Here is a 13698-nt window from a genome sequence, read left to right as displayed (position 1 = left end):
CGGAAAGCCTTGGAGCCGTTGGAGTTCGTGCGTTCACCGATCATCAGGATGCTGGCGTCCTGCTCGAACGGCACCGCCGAGTACAGCGAAGAGGTACTCGGCTCGTGGATCGGGGTGCGCTGGGCCTTCTCGACCTGACGGACCGCGTCGGCGACCGCGCTGATGTGCTCGGGTGTCGTACCGCAGCAGCCGCCTACGAGGCCGAGTCCGAACTCGGAAACGAAACCACTGAGGGCTTCGGCCAATTCGTCGGCGGTCAGCGGGTACTCGGCGCCCTTGGGGCCGAGCTGCGGCAGACCTGCATTGGGCATGACCGACACCGGCAGCGTCGAGTACTTGGACAGGTGCCGGAGATGTTCGCTCATCTCGGCCGGCCCGGTGGCACAGTTCAGGCCGATCATGTCGATACCGAGTGGCTCGAGTGCCGTCAGCGCCGCACCGATCTCACTGCCCAGGAGCATCGTTCCAGTTGTCTCTACCGTCACGTGCGTGATGATCGGCAACCGCAGTCCGAGTTGCTCCATCGCGCGCTGACTGCCGAGAATGGCCGCCTTCACCTGAAGCAGGTCCTGGCAGGTTTCGACGAGGATGGCGTCGGCGCCACCGTCGATCATGCCGAGCGCAGCTTCGGTGTACGCGTCACGAAGGACTGCGTACGGTGCGTGTCCGAGGCTGGGGAGCTTGGTTCCCGGTCCCATCGAGCCGAGTACGAATCGGGCCATGCCGTCGCGGCCTGGTCCCATCTCGTCCGCTACTTCACGGGCGAGAGCAGTGCCTTTTTCCGCGAGTTCGCGGATCCGGTGAGAGATGTCGTAGTCGGCGAGGTTGGGCAGGTTGCAACCGAAGGTGTTGGTCTCGACGGCATCGGCACCAGCGGCGAAGTACGCACGGTGGATGTCTTTGAGCACGTCGGGACGGGTGTCGTTGAGGATCTCATTGCACCCCTCGAGGCCGAGGAAGTCGTCCAGGGTGAGGTCCGCGGCCTGCAACATGGTGCCCATCGCTCCGTCGCCGATGACAACGCGCTGTTTCAGCGCATCAAGCAGGGCAGAGTTAAATGGGGCAGACATGCCGCCTGCCGTGGCCTTCGAGGAAACAGCGGCGATGGGATTTCTGGCCTCGAATCGGTTCAATGCACTTACCTCACGGGTTGGTTGTCGTCGACACGAGATAGTGCCGCAGACTGCACTCATCGAAAGCTCAAGGCGCAGTTCGGCAATTAGATCGTGGTCGCATGACGAAAGGAGAAAGAACGGCGGTCGGGAATCAGTGTCCGAAGCAGAACGCCTGGTCGATAGCGCGGATTGCATTGGCATTGCTCGGCAACACACACGAGGACCCCAGTGCTTCGAGAGAATGTCGAGCAACCGGGATGAACGAGGGTCCGGCCGAACACAATGATCGAAAGACAACTGGATTGAATCCGTTCTCTAGAACACCGACTTGGTGCAATGTGCCCCCATGCACATCCGAAACCACCGCTGGGAGACTCGGCAGTATGGACAGGGGTTTGCAATCAACGGCGCACGATGCAAGAGATGTGGATCTGCGACTGGTCGCTGCACCGGTTGAAGGACCGCTGGAAGGCCGCAGCGTCACCAGAACCAGGGGAGTGGGGAGATTTCGAGCAGGATCTATCGGTGAGATGCCCCTTTGTGTGCTCACCCCAAGCCCGAGATCAACAGCAGCAGACCGAATCCCGCAGCTGCGATCAGCCCGCCGAACTTGGGGTTGTTCTCGGCGGCCTCGGGCAGCATGGTCTCCGCAACCAAGGACAGTAGTGTTCCAGCTCCAAATGCTTGCAGAAGGAGGACAGCGTCGTCTGTGAGCAGCGATGACGCAGCGTATCCGGCGGCGGTTAGACAGATGGTGGCAACGGCGACGCTACTCCACAGCGCGAGGATCCAATGTCGAGACCGACCGGCTCTCGACATCCCATTCGAAGCCGACATCGCCTCGGGCAGATTGCCGATGGCAATGGCTGCGATCAGCGCGAGTTCCACGCCCCTGCTGTGTAGTGTCACACCGAGTACTAATGCCTCGGGCACGGCGTCGAGAGCGGTCCCGATGGCGATGGGCGCGCCAGTGGCGGGGCCCACCGTCGCAGTGGTCTTCAATTTCGTTAGGCATTCTCCGCAGCGCTTGCGGTCGCGGGCTCCGCGCGTGGCCAACCATGCGTTGATGGCGCTGAAGGTTGCTGCGCCGCCCAAGAGAGCCGTGACTCCACTCCAGGGGTGGGTTGCAACGGCCTCTGCGGCGAGCTCCACTGCAGCGGCCGCCAGTATTAACCCCGCTCCCAAGGCAGTGACTCTAGCTATCGTTCCGTGACCGAACCGGCCGGACATGCCGAGCATTGCGCCGATGAGCAAACCACTCACGCTGAGCGCCGCCCAGCCGATTACCGAGCCGTAGTCACTCACCACCATCACCACCGCGAGACCGCGTCTGGGTCCCGGGCCATGGTGTCTGGACCGGGGCACCGATCACCATCTGCCTCACCATCCGTGCTTCCTGTCCCGAGTAGGTCCAGCGCGCAGCTGAGGGCTGCGCGCTGGCGAAGCTGTCCTCATTCACGAGGGTCGCCAGGCTCTTCCTTAAGGGCATCAATAAGGTAGCGTGGGTCGAAATGAAAATCTGCATAGACGACTTTGTCGTTGGGGTCTATGACGGTGAACCACGGCGTACCCCCTGATCGGTAATCTTCCATGAATGTGGGGTTTCTCTGCCCCGGCGCGGGCAGATCGTGTCCGAAGGGTATTGCCAGCGAGTACTTTTCTTGGTTGATCCGCAGCTTGTCGAAGGTGTTGACGTCCGCACCCTCGAACACGGTTTGAATGGCTGCGAAACCAACCCCTCGGCGGGCGAGATTGTCGTGGAGGACCTGGAGAGTTGGGAAGCCTTGTGAATGACATCCTGGGCACCAGTCCTGGAAGCAGAAGATCACCCGGTAGCCCGTTCCCAGGTCGGCGAGGCGAAGTGGTGTGGCCAGCGGCGTGCCCGCGGAGTCTATCCAGTCCGCGACCCTGAGGTCAGCAGCCTGATGGTGTAGTAGGCCCGAATGCACAGGGAGCTCCTTGAGATCGATGGTGTGTTGTGAGTTATCAAGCGGTTCGGATTTGTCAGCACGCGGATCCAGGCAGTCGAGCTACACGGATGTGCCGGATCTTGGTGAATTGTGAACACTCGCGCCGTGGCCCGGTAGACAGCGCAGGATTGAGTCGGAGCAGGTGAGGTTCGTCCTAGGCTCTGCGACACGAGGTCCTCGATGTGCAGTGTCCGTAGACCACGTCAGTCGCGGGGACATCAGGTGAAGACTTCGCGGTGAGGATTCCAGTGGCCACCTCGCCGTCGACCTCAGGCGGCCGCGTTGTTGTTGCATGCGCGTCTCCTCAACTGCCAAAGCGCTCGGTACGGATGTCGGATGGGGTGAACCCGCGGTCGACGAGCAACTGTGCGGCGTGTTCGACGAACCCAGTGGGACCACACACGTACACGCGGGTCGCTCCTACGGTGCCTCCATGGGCGGGAGTCGGCAAGTCCTCGATGCGGAGCCGGCCTGGTTCCCTTGTGTCATCAGGCAGCCCGGCGCGGGTATAGAGGCGTGTGATGGGGATATCAGGGTGCGCTTGCGCCAGTTGGTGCAATTCGCCGGTGTAGATAACGTGGTCGGGAGTTCGCGCGGAGTAGATCAAGCGGAACGGCGAGTCCGAGTCAGAGTGCGTGCGCTCGCGCAGCATCGCCATGAGTGGGACCACTCCTGAACCACCTCCGAGCAGCAACACGGGGCCCCGAAGCCGCGCTGTCCACTGGAACCATCCGCCGAGAGGACCCCGAACCTCGAGTCGGTCGCCGGGCAGCATCGTCTCGGTGAGGTACGTCGATACCTCGCCGCCCGAAACGCGTTGCACAGTGAGCTCGAACTGGTCCGGGCCGGAGCGGGAGGCGACCGAGTAGCTACGCTGCGCGGTATAACCGTCTTCGGCAGTGAGCCGGACATCGACGTGCTGGCCCGCTGCGTGTCCCGACCACCCAGGTACCTCGAAAACGAGCGTGCGGGCGAGATGTGTTTCCATCCGGGTGGCCTGTAGTTGCGCTGGGAGCCACCGGATCGGCCGGCGGCGAAGCGCGGGGCCGGTGTCCGCATGGACCTCTGCTGCGTCCCTCGAGCGCTCAGTCGCCGGCATAGCGCTGCTCTAGCCACGGGTCGCCGTACGCGTGGTACCCGTGGGTTTCCCAGAATCCGGGCTGGTCGTCGCGTCGAAGTTCGATGCCGTTGATCCATTTGGCTGACTTCCACAAGTACAGGTGCGGCACCACGAGGCGGGCAGGGCCGCCGTGGGGAGGTTTAAGGTCAGTACCTTCGTATTTGTAGGCGATCCACGCGTCGCGGTCGACGAGGTCACCCATGGGTAGGTTCGTCGTATAGCCGCCGTAACATCGGATGAGTGCGTACTCGGCTTCGTCCGCCAACTTGCCGAGCAGCGCGTTCACTCTGACCCCACGCCACGTTGTATCAAGCCTGCTCCACTTGGTCACGCAATGAATGTCGACCGTGAAATCTTCGCTGGGCGCGCGCATGAGGTCCGGCCAGTTCCAGCGGGTCACCGAACCTTCGAGATCGGTAATATTCAACGCCCACGTAGATCGATCGACCTGAGGTGTCGGCCCTGTAGACAACACCGGGAAGTCGTGCGTCTCGTGTTGCCCCGGCGGGAGGCGCCCGCCGCCACCGTTGCTGTGCCCGGCGCCGAACCCCCTGCTGATCACGCTCATATCCGCTCCTCGGATCTCGTTTGCTTGGTGGATCGTGGGAGAACCTCTCCGAGCTGGTCGAGCAACTCTCAGAGGAAACCTCGTACAGACCACATGACGAAACGTGACTCAATCTGCGTAACCTCCTCCCGCAAGGCGCGACCATATTCGATTGTGGAGAGTCGAAGATTACTGCACTTTGGACCCCTGAGTCCATTCCTTGAGGGTCGCGTTGGGGGTGGCCACCGGCAATCTGAGGGAGGACCGCTCGAAATTGCATCCGCGAGAGCGTCTTACGTCGTTGCCGGCCACGTCTACGGTTTCTGGGAATGCTGCCGTTGCTTCGGGTGCCTGGACGGTGATGGTCCGTGCGGTGTAGGTATCATCACTGATCAATCCTCAGAGCTATCCACGACAGCCCGCCATCCCCATTGTACCGGTTGGTACGCAGCTGGGCTCGCTTTTTACCCGATTCGCTGCATCCGGCTCCTGTTACCGCAAGCTGCCGCTGTTGATCGACTCGTCCATTTGAAACCGCTGGCTACATGCCACGACTACGTAACGCCCGGCAAGGAGGCCCTCCCTATGTCCCACCACTTCGACACCCCCACTGCCCGAGAAGACCCCCGCCTCGACCTGTGTGACTTCTACCTTTTCGCCGGCACCGAGGACACGACGGTGATGGCGATGACCATCAATCCCACTGCCGACGCGGACACGGTCGCACCGTTTCGAGACGAAGCTCTCTATGTCTTCCGAATCGACACCGATGGCGATCGACGCGAGGACGTCGCGATCAAATTTCGCGCCGGCGAAGTCGTCCACGTCTCCACCGATAAGGGTGAGGCTCACGCACAGCGCATCGAAGTTCGCTACGCCACAGGGGAAGACGCCACCAGCGGGGCAGGCGGTGAGGTCATCGCAGTCGGTACGACGGGTTCGACGATCCTGGGCAGCGACGGCGTTCGGGTATTCGCCGGCGTCGTCCAGGACGTCTTCGGTGGCGACGCTGCCGCGCTCGCGAAGTTCCAAGCCGCATTCGCTCGTGGCACCTATGAACCCGAGGCGTTCGACAGCCAGGTGAACTTTTTCGCCGGCAGAACGGTGGGGGCGATTGTCCTGGAGGTGCCCAATTCCATGCTGAGAACGTCAGGCTTGCTGCATGCATGGCCCACCGTCTCCCTGATAGGTCACGCACCCGAACAACAGGTGGCGCGCTGGGGCTTGCCGTTGTTCAGCCACCTTTTTCTCAGCGATGATGAGTTACGTGAGGCTTTCAACCGAAGCGCCACCTCGGCAGATGACTCGGCATTCGTGGCCAGCGCGCAAGCCACCGTGGCGAAGTACGTCGAACTCGCCGGTACATCGGCCGACCCTCAAGCGTACGCCCGCCGAGTCACAGAGATGTTCGGTCCGATGGTGCTTCCCTTCGTTGTCGGCAGCACCGCGTCGTTCGACTACACAGGCTTTAACGGTCGCGCGCTCGCCGACAACGTCATGGACAATATGTTGTCTCTGCTGACCAACTCTCCGCTGGGCACCGGCATCAAGCCCGATCGCACCCAGATCTTGGCGGACTTCCCCTTCTTTTCGCTCCCAATGCCCAGCCAGTAGTAGATACGGATCCACTCACGTCGGTGTACCGCATGGCTATTCGCAGGTGATTCGGAGGTGCAAAAGCCCGTTGGGGTCCCTTCACGTCTCGCCGACGAGGGGATGCCGACTGCCGTTGCGCCGCTGACGGATCAGCGGCAACCCGCACGGATTCGAAATGCTTGTCGATCCGCGCCATTCTTGATGTTACGTGTGGGGCCAGATACGTATTCAGCCGCAAAATGGAGAGTCCGTCGTTCAGGGAAATGGATCACATCTGTAAGGATCGGCGGCTTCGAGAGGAGGGCTTGGCTTCGAGAGAGTTGGCCAGCCTCCGAGACCGTGACCCACCCCAAAGAAGTTTCCCGGGTTCGGTGAAAAACTGCTGGGCATGTATTGGCAACGACGAACCGGACACGTTGCCGGTGACGGCGTTGCTAGAAGTAGCGCTTGAGATCCTGTAGTCGGTCGAAAATGGCTGGTGGGTAGTTGCCGTGTGGTTGGCCACACTGGTTGCATACCGCAAGGGTCAGGCCATCGGAGGTGTCAAGATCTGTGTAAGGGAAAACGCTGTAGAGAAGTACGTGCTTGACAAGTGCTGCGTAAAAATCCTTGTTTATAGGATCGATATCGGAGCTCGCAATCTTGACGAATGCTTGCTTCGCGATCTCTAAAACGCCGAGTATTTCCCTGACGCCATCCTGCTGGAGAAGCCGTTCCGAGTCGTGGAGGTCGATATTCATGCTTTCAATGTCATCAATGAACTGCCGAATAGCTCGACGTCCATGTAACTGCTCAGAGCTCAACTCTTGGGTACTAATTTTCTGGTAGTTGAACTGCTTAATATTTTCGTCCATGAATGCATAGAGTTGATGTAAGTGTGTCGCGACACGTTGCCTTACCTCTTTTTCGGCATCGGCGTCCACCTGTTTTTGCGTAAGTGCGTTGGCGCGCAATTGCGCAGTCAAAGCAAGGAATAACAGAATGATTCCTGCCAATCCTGTAATGGGATTCGAAATTCCACCGATCGTGTCGCCAACCGTTCCGTATTCCTTCAAGTATTCGAAAGGAAGTACTGGGAGGAGTGACAGGGGGACGACGATCGCAAGTAGTGCTCCGATCGTCACGACGACGACGGTCGTCCGCCAGTTTCGTTGGTGGTTATTCATTAGTTCCGTCCAGTCTAGATGGATGTCGTTTTTACGGCTGCACAGACTCCCAAATCGGGTTGGAAGAGTCGAGTTAGCCGAGAGTGTCCCAATCTGGGCTGACAAAGATTATTGCGCTAAGCATCGAGGAAAATCCGCGGGCGGCACGTATTCTTTACATGGCGGTCGGGATTTTTCTGGTCATTTCGAACCTGGAGTTTGAGATAATGCGATGAAATCGCTCGTTGAGATCGACTCGCACAGAGGTATGCTTTGGTTCACCGTTATCGCCCCTGCAAACGTAATTATATACTGTAGAGCCTAGATGGCTCGCCGTTTCTTCGACACAGTCGAGCCCGCTGAGGCTGGCGGCGGCCGTACGGCAATCGTTCAGGCAAGTAGACAAATTCGCAGTCAAGGTGAATCGGTAGAAGGAAGTTGCCCCATGGCTTGACGGGCCATATCGGTCCCCTTCTTCTCGATCTGTGTTCAAGGCAATGCGGAGCTCGTTCACGCCTCCCCGTGAGTAACTATGCACGCTGTGAGGGTCTCGATCGAATTGGTGCGCTTCGGTTTCGGTCGAACTCGGGTGCCGCGCGGTTGCTGTCTTTGCAGACTCGCTCGTCTCCATACCTACGCCGCACCCTGACGGCTGTGGTCACCTATACTTGCAACGCTGGGGCTGGATCGCGCATCAGCAGTACCCCCTTATGCCGGGATGTTCAGAATCAATCAAAGCGTCAGATCCACGTGGCGGCATGTTTTTTACGTCACGCACTCGGTCAGCGTTTCAGCTGCGACGGTAGCTGGGAGTCGATCGACGAAATCTTTCCAGTTGAATGCGTCGGCTCAGCGTAGCTTCTGGTTTGCCGCACGTGTAGTCGTCCTGCTTTCGGTTGCGCCGGGGGCACTTTCGAGATCAGGAGTTGATCGTATGACTGTTAGCTATGCAGTTACCAATCCGCGTACCGGGGATGTTGTTTCGACGTATCCCACTGCTACTGCGGAGGATGTGGAGAATGCTCTCGCTGCGACGAGTGCCGCGTATCGCGGATGGTCGAAGTCGTCGACGGTGGCCGAGCGCGCGGCGTTGATGTGGAATGTGGCGAATCTGTTCATCGAACGCAAGGATGAGCTTGCTGCGATTGTGGTCAGGGAGATGGGAAAGTCTCTGGTGGAGGCGGTTGAGGAATGCGAGCTGTCGGCTTGGATCTGTGACTACTACGCCAGCAATGCGGAGCGTTTTCTGGCTGATGAAGAGATCGAGATTCGGGATGGTGAGGGGTCGGCCTGTATTCGGAGGTCGGCTGTGGGGTCGTTGCTGGGGATCATGCCGTGGAATTTGCCGTTTTACCAGGTGGCCCGCTTTGCGGGACCGAACTTGGTTTTGGGTAACACGATCATCCTCAAGCATGCGCCGCAATGCCCTGAGTCCTCGGCGGCTCTTGCAGAGTTGTTCGTCGATGCCGGGTTCCCGGTGGGTGCTTATGTGAACCTGTATGCGACCAACGAGCAGGTGGCACAGATCATTGCGGACCCACGCAACCAGGGGGTGTCGGTGACGGGGTCTGAGCGTGCAGGCTCTGCGGTCGCCGAGATCGCCGGGCGTAATTTGAAGAAGGTTGTTCTCGAGTTGGGTGGGTCGGATCCGTTTATCCTGCTCAGTACCGATGACATGGATGCTGCAGCTGGGGCGGCGGCCGGGGCGCGGGCAACCAATACCGGCCAGATCTGCAACGCGGGTAAGCGCTTCATCGTCGCTGAGGGGTTGTACGACGAATTTGTTCCGGCCTTTTCCGACAAGCTTTACGCGACTTCTAGATCCACGCCGCTGGTTTCTGTCCAGGCTGCCGAGATCCTTGCGGATCAGGTGGCGCAGGCGGTCGCTGCCGGCGCGACGTACACCGCAGCAGATGCGGGGGGCGTCGATGGTGCGTTTCATCCGGCGGGGATCCTCACTGACGTCGCGCCTGACAATCCGGTCTACAGCCAGGAGTTGTTCGGGCCGGTGGCCATGGTCTTCAAGGTCGGATCGGAGGAGGAAGCGGTACGGCTGGCAAATGATTCTCCGTTTGGGCTCGGCTCGTACGTGTTCACGACTGATCCAGTCCAGGCGCAGCGGGTGGCTGACCAGCTCGAGGTGGGCATGGTTTTCGTCAACGGGGTGGGTGTCGATGCTCCTGAGTTGCCGTTCGGTGGGATCAAACGCTCTGGGTTCGGTCGCGAGCTCGGCCGTTACGGGGTTGAGGAGTTCGTCAACAAGAAGCTTGTCCGGGTGGTTTCCTGACCATTCGAGTTTTCCGCCCTCGAACAGAAAGCGATTTTTCCAGTCACGGGATCCTCGAAGTTGGGACGCGCCCTGAAGCGAGTCCTCTGCACATCTACGGGGCGCACTCCAGTGAGCGGAAATCTTGTGTCAGCGATGCGTCCTGGATCACGACTTCGATTGAAGTACCAGAGATGAACGAGCGGGGAGCTGGGGGTGTGGTGCGGCAGATGGCGATAAGGGGAGCCGACGACGGAACGAATCCGCGACTGCTTCAATCACGGCCCAGGCGCTGAATGTTAGCTATGTACTAGGCTTTCGGGGGGGACGCTCAGCCGGACCCAACTTCGCTCAGCGCGAAGGCTGGTTTCTGTAGGTCTGTGCTCTGCGGAACTCTCGAGAGTGCCGCTACTCGGCCCAGACAAGCTGATTGCAGCCCGGTCGGCCAGTTCTTGTTGTATCTCATCCTCTTCGAGGAATCCCAGCGATCCTTCCGTGTGTATGAGCTCATCGCGTCAGTTGAACAACCAGAGCGAGGACATGGAATGGTGTCGTCTTCTACCGGTGATGAAGGCTTGACGTGGGTGGATGATTTGGTGTGTCCGCATTGTGGTCACCGCCTTGGTGTCTTCGATGAGCCTTGTCCGGGTCGTGGTGAGCGATGGGCTGCCAAGATCGCCGATATGGTGGGGACCTGGTGGTTTCTGGCGGGCTTGGTGACGGTGATCGTCAGCTGGTTGGCGGTCAATTTTGTCCTGCGCCCGTTCGAGCCGCATCCGGCGACCATGCTCACAGGGCTCGGCGCCATTTTGGCGACGGTGGCTGCGTTGCAGGGGCCTTTGATCCTGCTGTCCCAGCGCCGGGCTGCGGCTCGTGATCGCGGCCGTGCTCGGGAGGCGTTGCGGGTTGCCACCAACACGGAGGCCGACCTGCACGCTATTCGTGGAGTGCTCGTACGTCTGGAAGTTCCCGTGGGCTCTGACAGTTCGATTTCGGTGTCCGATTCAGCGGCACAGTCAAGGAAAGGAACGCAATATGGCGACGACGCATGATTTGATCGTGATTGGTGCCGGGACCGGTAACTACCTGTTCACCCCGGAGTTCGATGGGCTGCGGAGGGCGATCGTGGAACCTTCGCGCTTCGGTGGTACGTGCCTCAATCGTGGTTGCATCCCGACGAAGATGTTCGTGGTGGCGGCCGATGCTGTCCGGTCGGCACAACGTGCTGGAAGGCTGGGAGTGCATGCGCGGGTCGAGTCGGTCGATTGGTCCGAGATCCGCGATCGGATCTTTGGGCGCATCGATCCACTGCACGCCCAAGCGGTGGATTATCGGCGTAAGAACGGCGTCGACGTGTACACCGATCAGGCCCGTTTCGTCGCCCCGGGACGGCTGCAGGTCGGGGAGGTGGAGCTCTCCGCTGAGAAGGTTGTGCTGGCAGCAGGCTCCCGGCCGATCGTGCCTGCCATCCGTGGCCTGGACGAGGTCGAATATCACACGTCGGACACCATCATGCGCATCGACAATCTGCCCTCGTCGTTGTTGATCATCGGCGGCGGCTTCATCGCTGCCGAGATGGGGCACGTGTTCTCCGCTTTCGGTGTCGAGGTCACCATCGTTCACCGCGGTCCGCGTTTGCTCAATGGTGAGGATCAACAGATCGCCGACAGGTTCACCGAGTTGGCTGTGCAGGAGATGACGGTGCATCTGGACGCGGAGGTGGTGCGCGTGGAGCCGAGTGCTTCGGGTGTGGTCGCTACTGTGGAGACCGCGCAGGGGCAGCGCGAGGTCTCCGCCGAGATGCTGCTGGTGGCAGCGGGCCGGCGACCCAACTCCGACCTTCTGGATCTGTCGGCCGCCGGTATCGAACTCGATGAGCATGGTCATGTGGTCACCGATGCGGCCGGGGCGACCACGGCGCCCGGTGTGTGGTCACTGGGCGATCTGGCGAATCATTTCCAGCTCAAGCACTTGGCCAACGCCGAAGCGCGCACGATGGTGCACAATCTTCTCCACGCGTACGATCCGAAGCCGCTGCCGACCGGTTTGGTGCCGCACGCGGTCTTTGCTGATCCCCAGGTCGCGAGTATCGGCGCGACCCAGCAACAGCTCGAGGAAGCTGGGATCGAGTACGTCGTCACTGTTCGGGCGTATGCCGACGCTGCCTACGGGTGGGCGCTCGAGGACACCACAGGTTTCGTGAAGCTGCTTGCCGATCCTCGTGGGCGGACGCTGCTGGGTGCGCACATCATCGGTCCGGATGCGGCGGTTCTGATTCAGCCGCTGATTCAGGCGATGATGACCGGTCAGACGGTTGATCAGATCTCCCGCGAGGTGATGTACATCCACCCGGCGCTCACGGAGGTCGTGGAGCAGGCGTTACTGCAGCTATGAGACATCCGCGGCCCGTCAGCCTGCGGCTGACGGGCCGCGAGCCAGATACCCCGCCCGGCGTCGTCTAGTTCGCGCGACATCAAGTTGTATGCGCGGGGACAGCCCGATATATCCCGGGGTCGGTGTTCCGCAAAGCGGTGGTGACGGTAACGGAATTGGAGGATCGGCCAGCTCTGTGCACCCGCCGAGACTGACAGAGCTAGGCAAGACCGTTCTCGGTCGTGTGCGCGCGCACCAGCGCGATCGCCATCTCGAGCGCTGCCTGCATAGGACGAACGTTGCGGGCTGTCTTGGCGAGAAGATATCCTCCCTGTACGGCAGCCAGAAGCCCGCTCGCCATCGCCCGGGAATCCGCATCCGGTCGCAGGACGTCGCGTCTCTTCAACTCGTCCATCGCATCGACCAGCAGTTGGGTCCATGCCTCGAAGTGGGCGGCAATCGCTCGGCGTGAGTCCTCGTCGTGATCTGCAATCTCATTGGCCAGGGACCCGAGTGGACAACCATACGCTCCGTTCCGAAGCGCGTTGCGTTTGACCAGCTCGTCACGCCACATTTCGAGACCATGCAAAGACTTCACCCTGGCTAGGCGTCGGCGCTGGTGAGTGAGTACGGCGTCGCCACGAGCCTCGATGACCGCCCTGACAAGTGCATCTTTGTCGGCGAAATGATGATAAAGCTGTGACTTCGACGTGGCACTTGCAGCGCGGACGTCAGCAAAGGTTGTGGAGGCCACACCTCGCTCGTACATCAGCTGATCGGCAGCCTCGACAATCCGCGTTCGGGTCGCGGCACCGCGTGCGGTCAAGCGCCGCGCACGTAGCTCACTATCATCCTCACTCACAGACCGAGATTAGCCTGATCGTGTGATCGAGCGATGCAGCGGCCTCCGCGCCCTGATGACCACCGGGTTATAACCCCGGTGGCCATCAGCTGGGACACGAGTCGAGTCCGCTGCAACTGTAGATCGCAGTCATCACTGCTCATGCATTTCGCTCGTCGGAGGTGTCAATCCTTACCTCGGATGATCACTGTGCCGGACGGCGTTCCTGGGTACAAGCCCGACTACCATCGCTGTCACGCATAGATCACGTGTCGAAATAGGTTGCGACAGGAGTCTCCTGTACCGCGTCACCGCTGTCCGCTGACCCAACCGGCGAACACGTCGGAGAACACGTCGGTTTCGCACGCATGCGCCGATTCGGGGTAGGCACATTCGGGGTATCCGGCGACGACGGCGGCAAGTTCGGCATTGCAACACTGCGCCAAGAGGCCGCGCAGGAGGTCCGCGGCCGACCAGCCGGCGATGGATGCTGCTGGGATGCCCTCTTCCTCGTATACCTTCACCAGATCGCCATGCCTCCAGGACAATTCCTCGGCCACCAGTGCATCGCGGTTGAAAGACATGGCGCGGTCGAGTGATCCGCGCAGAAGCGAGTGTGGATCGTCCTCACCGCGCAGCCTGGTCGCGAGGTCGGCCGGTGCCTTCTGCATGACGAACATCCAGGGTTTGCCGTCGGGAAAGACTCCGCCGAAGCCTGCCACGTT

The 13698-nt window shown here is 60.5% G+C and carries 12 protein-coding genes; 4 read left to right on the top strand and 8 right to left on the bottom strand.

Annotated features, from left to right (window positions below; all coding sequences use genetic code 11):
- From ABWI03_RS33455 to ABWI03_RS33435, 5 genes are all read right to left on the bottom strand, one after another.
- A partial coding sequence (locus ABWI03_RS33455) for a homocysteine S-methyltransferase family protein (RefSeq protein WP_353802436.1) occupies positions 1–1070 on the bottom strand: 1070 nt, incomplete at its 3' end.
- 591 nt (positions 1071–1661) lie between these two features.
- On the bottom strand, positions 1662–2420 hold the full coding sequence (locus ABWI03_RS33450; protein WP_003941070.1) for a ZIP family metal transporter: 759 nt from the start codon (positions 2418–2420) through the stop codon (positions 1662–1664).
- 146 nt (positions 2421–2566) lie between these two features.
- Positions 2567–3064: a peroxiredoxin family protein gene (locus ABWI03_RS33445; RefSeq protein WP_003941067.1), complete on the bottom strand. Its 498-nt coding sequence runs from the start codon at positions 3062–3064 to the stop codon at positions 2567–2569.
- A 325-nt stretch (positions 3065–3389) separates the two neighbouring features.
- Entirely contained in the window at positions 3390–4184 is a 795-nt protein-coding gene (locus ABWI03_RS33440) for a ferredoxin reductase (RefSeq protein ID WP_003941068.1), read from the bottom strand.
- A complete protein-coding gene (locus tag ABWI03_RS33435) occupies positions 4171–4773 on the bottom strand; it encodes a molybdopterin-dependent oxidoreductase (protein WP_037129279.1) in 603 nt (200 codons plus the stop codon). The genes ABWI03_RS33440 and ABWI03_RS33435 overlap by 14 nt, the downstream gene beginning before the upstream one ends.
- Before the next feature lie 564 nt (positions 4774–5337).
- Here ABWI03_RS33435 and ABWI03_RS33430 point away from each other — a divergent pair.
- A complete protein-coding gene (locus ABWI03_RS33430) occupies positions 5338–6366 on the top strand; it encodes a DUF4331 family protein (RefSeq protein WP_218680901.1) in 1029 nt (342 codons plus the stop codon).
- A 416-nt stretch (positions 6367–6782) separates the two neighbouring features.
- On the opposite strand, the gene ABWI03_RS33425 is transcribed toward ABWI03_RS33430, so the two are convergent.
- Entirely contained in the window at positions 6783–7472 is a 690-nt protein-coding gene (locus ABWI03_RS33425; protein ID WP_157770418.1) for a hypothetical protein, read from the bottom strand.
- A 955-nt stretch (positions 7473–8427) separates the two neighbouring features.
- On the opposite strand from ABWI03_RS33425, the gene ABWI03_RS33420 reads away from it, so the two are divergent.
- From ABWI03_RS33420 to ABWI03_RS33410, 3 genes are all read left to right on the top strand, one after another.
- The gene (locus tag ABWI03_RS33420) at positions 8428–9780 is read left to right on the top strand and encodes an aldehyde dehydrogenase family protein (protein WP_003943779.1); all 1353 of its coding nucleotides are present in this window, start codon (positions 8428–8430) and stop codon (positions 9778–9780) included.
- Positions 9781–10343: 563 nt separating this feature from the next.
- Positions 10344–10811 carry a DUF1003 domain-containing protein gene (locus ABWI03_RS33415; protein WP_298784098.1) on the top strand — a complete coding sequence of 156 codons (468 nt, stop codon included), beginning with the start codon at positions 10344–10346 and terminating at the stop codon, positions 10809–10811.
- A complete protein-coding gene (locus ABWI03_RS33410) occupies positions 10795–12153 on the top strand; it encodes a mycothione reductase (protein ID WP_351646395.1) in 1359 nt (452 codons plus the stop codon). Before ABWI03_RS33415 ends, ABWI03_RS33410 begins: the two co-directional genes overlap by 17 nt.
- Before the next feature lie 199 nt (positions 12154–12352).
- On the opposite strand, the gene ABWI03_RS33405 is transcribed toward ABWI03_RS33410, so the two are convergent.
- Complete coding sequence (locus ABWI03_RS33405) at positions 12353–12994, bottom strand: TetR/AcrR family transcriptional regulator (protein ID WP_037131084.1); 642 nt, start codon at positions 12992–12994, stop codon at positions 12353–12355.
- A gap of 287 nt (positions 12995–13281) precedes the next feature.
- On the bottom strand, positions 13282–13698 hold a 417-nt coding region (locus tag ABWI03_RS33400; protein WP_353799034.1), incomplete at its 5' end, for a hypothetical protein.

Source organism: Rhodococcus baikonurensis (assembly GCF_040489275.1).
Classification (GTDB): Bacteria; Actinomycetota; Actinomycetes; order Mycobacteriales; family Mycobacteriaceae; genus Rhodococcus_F; species Rhodococcus_F baikonurensis.
This window is presented reverse-complemented; position numbering and strand designations above follow the sequence as displayed.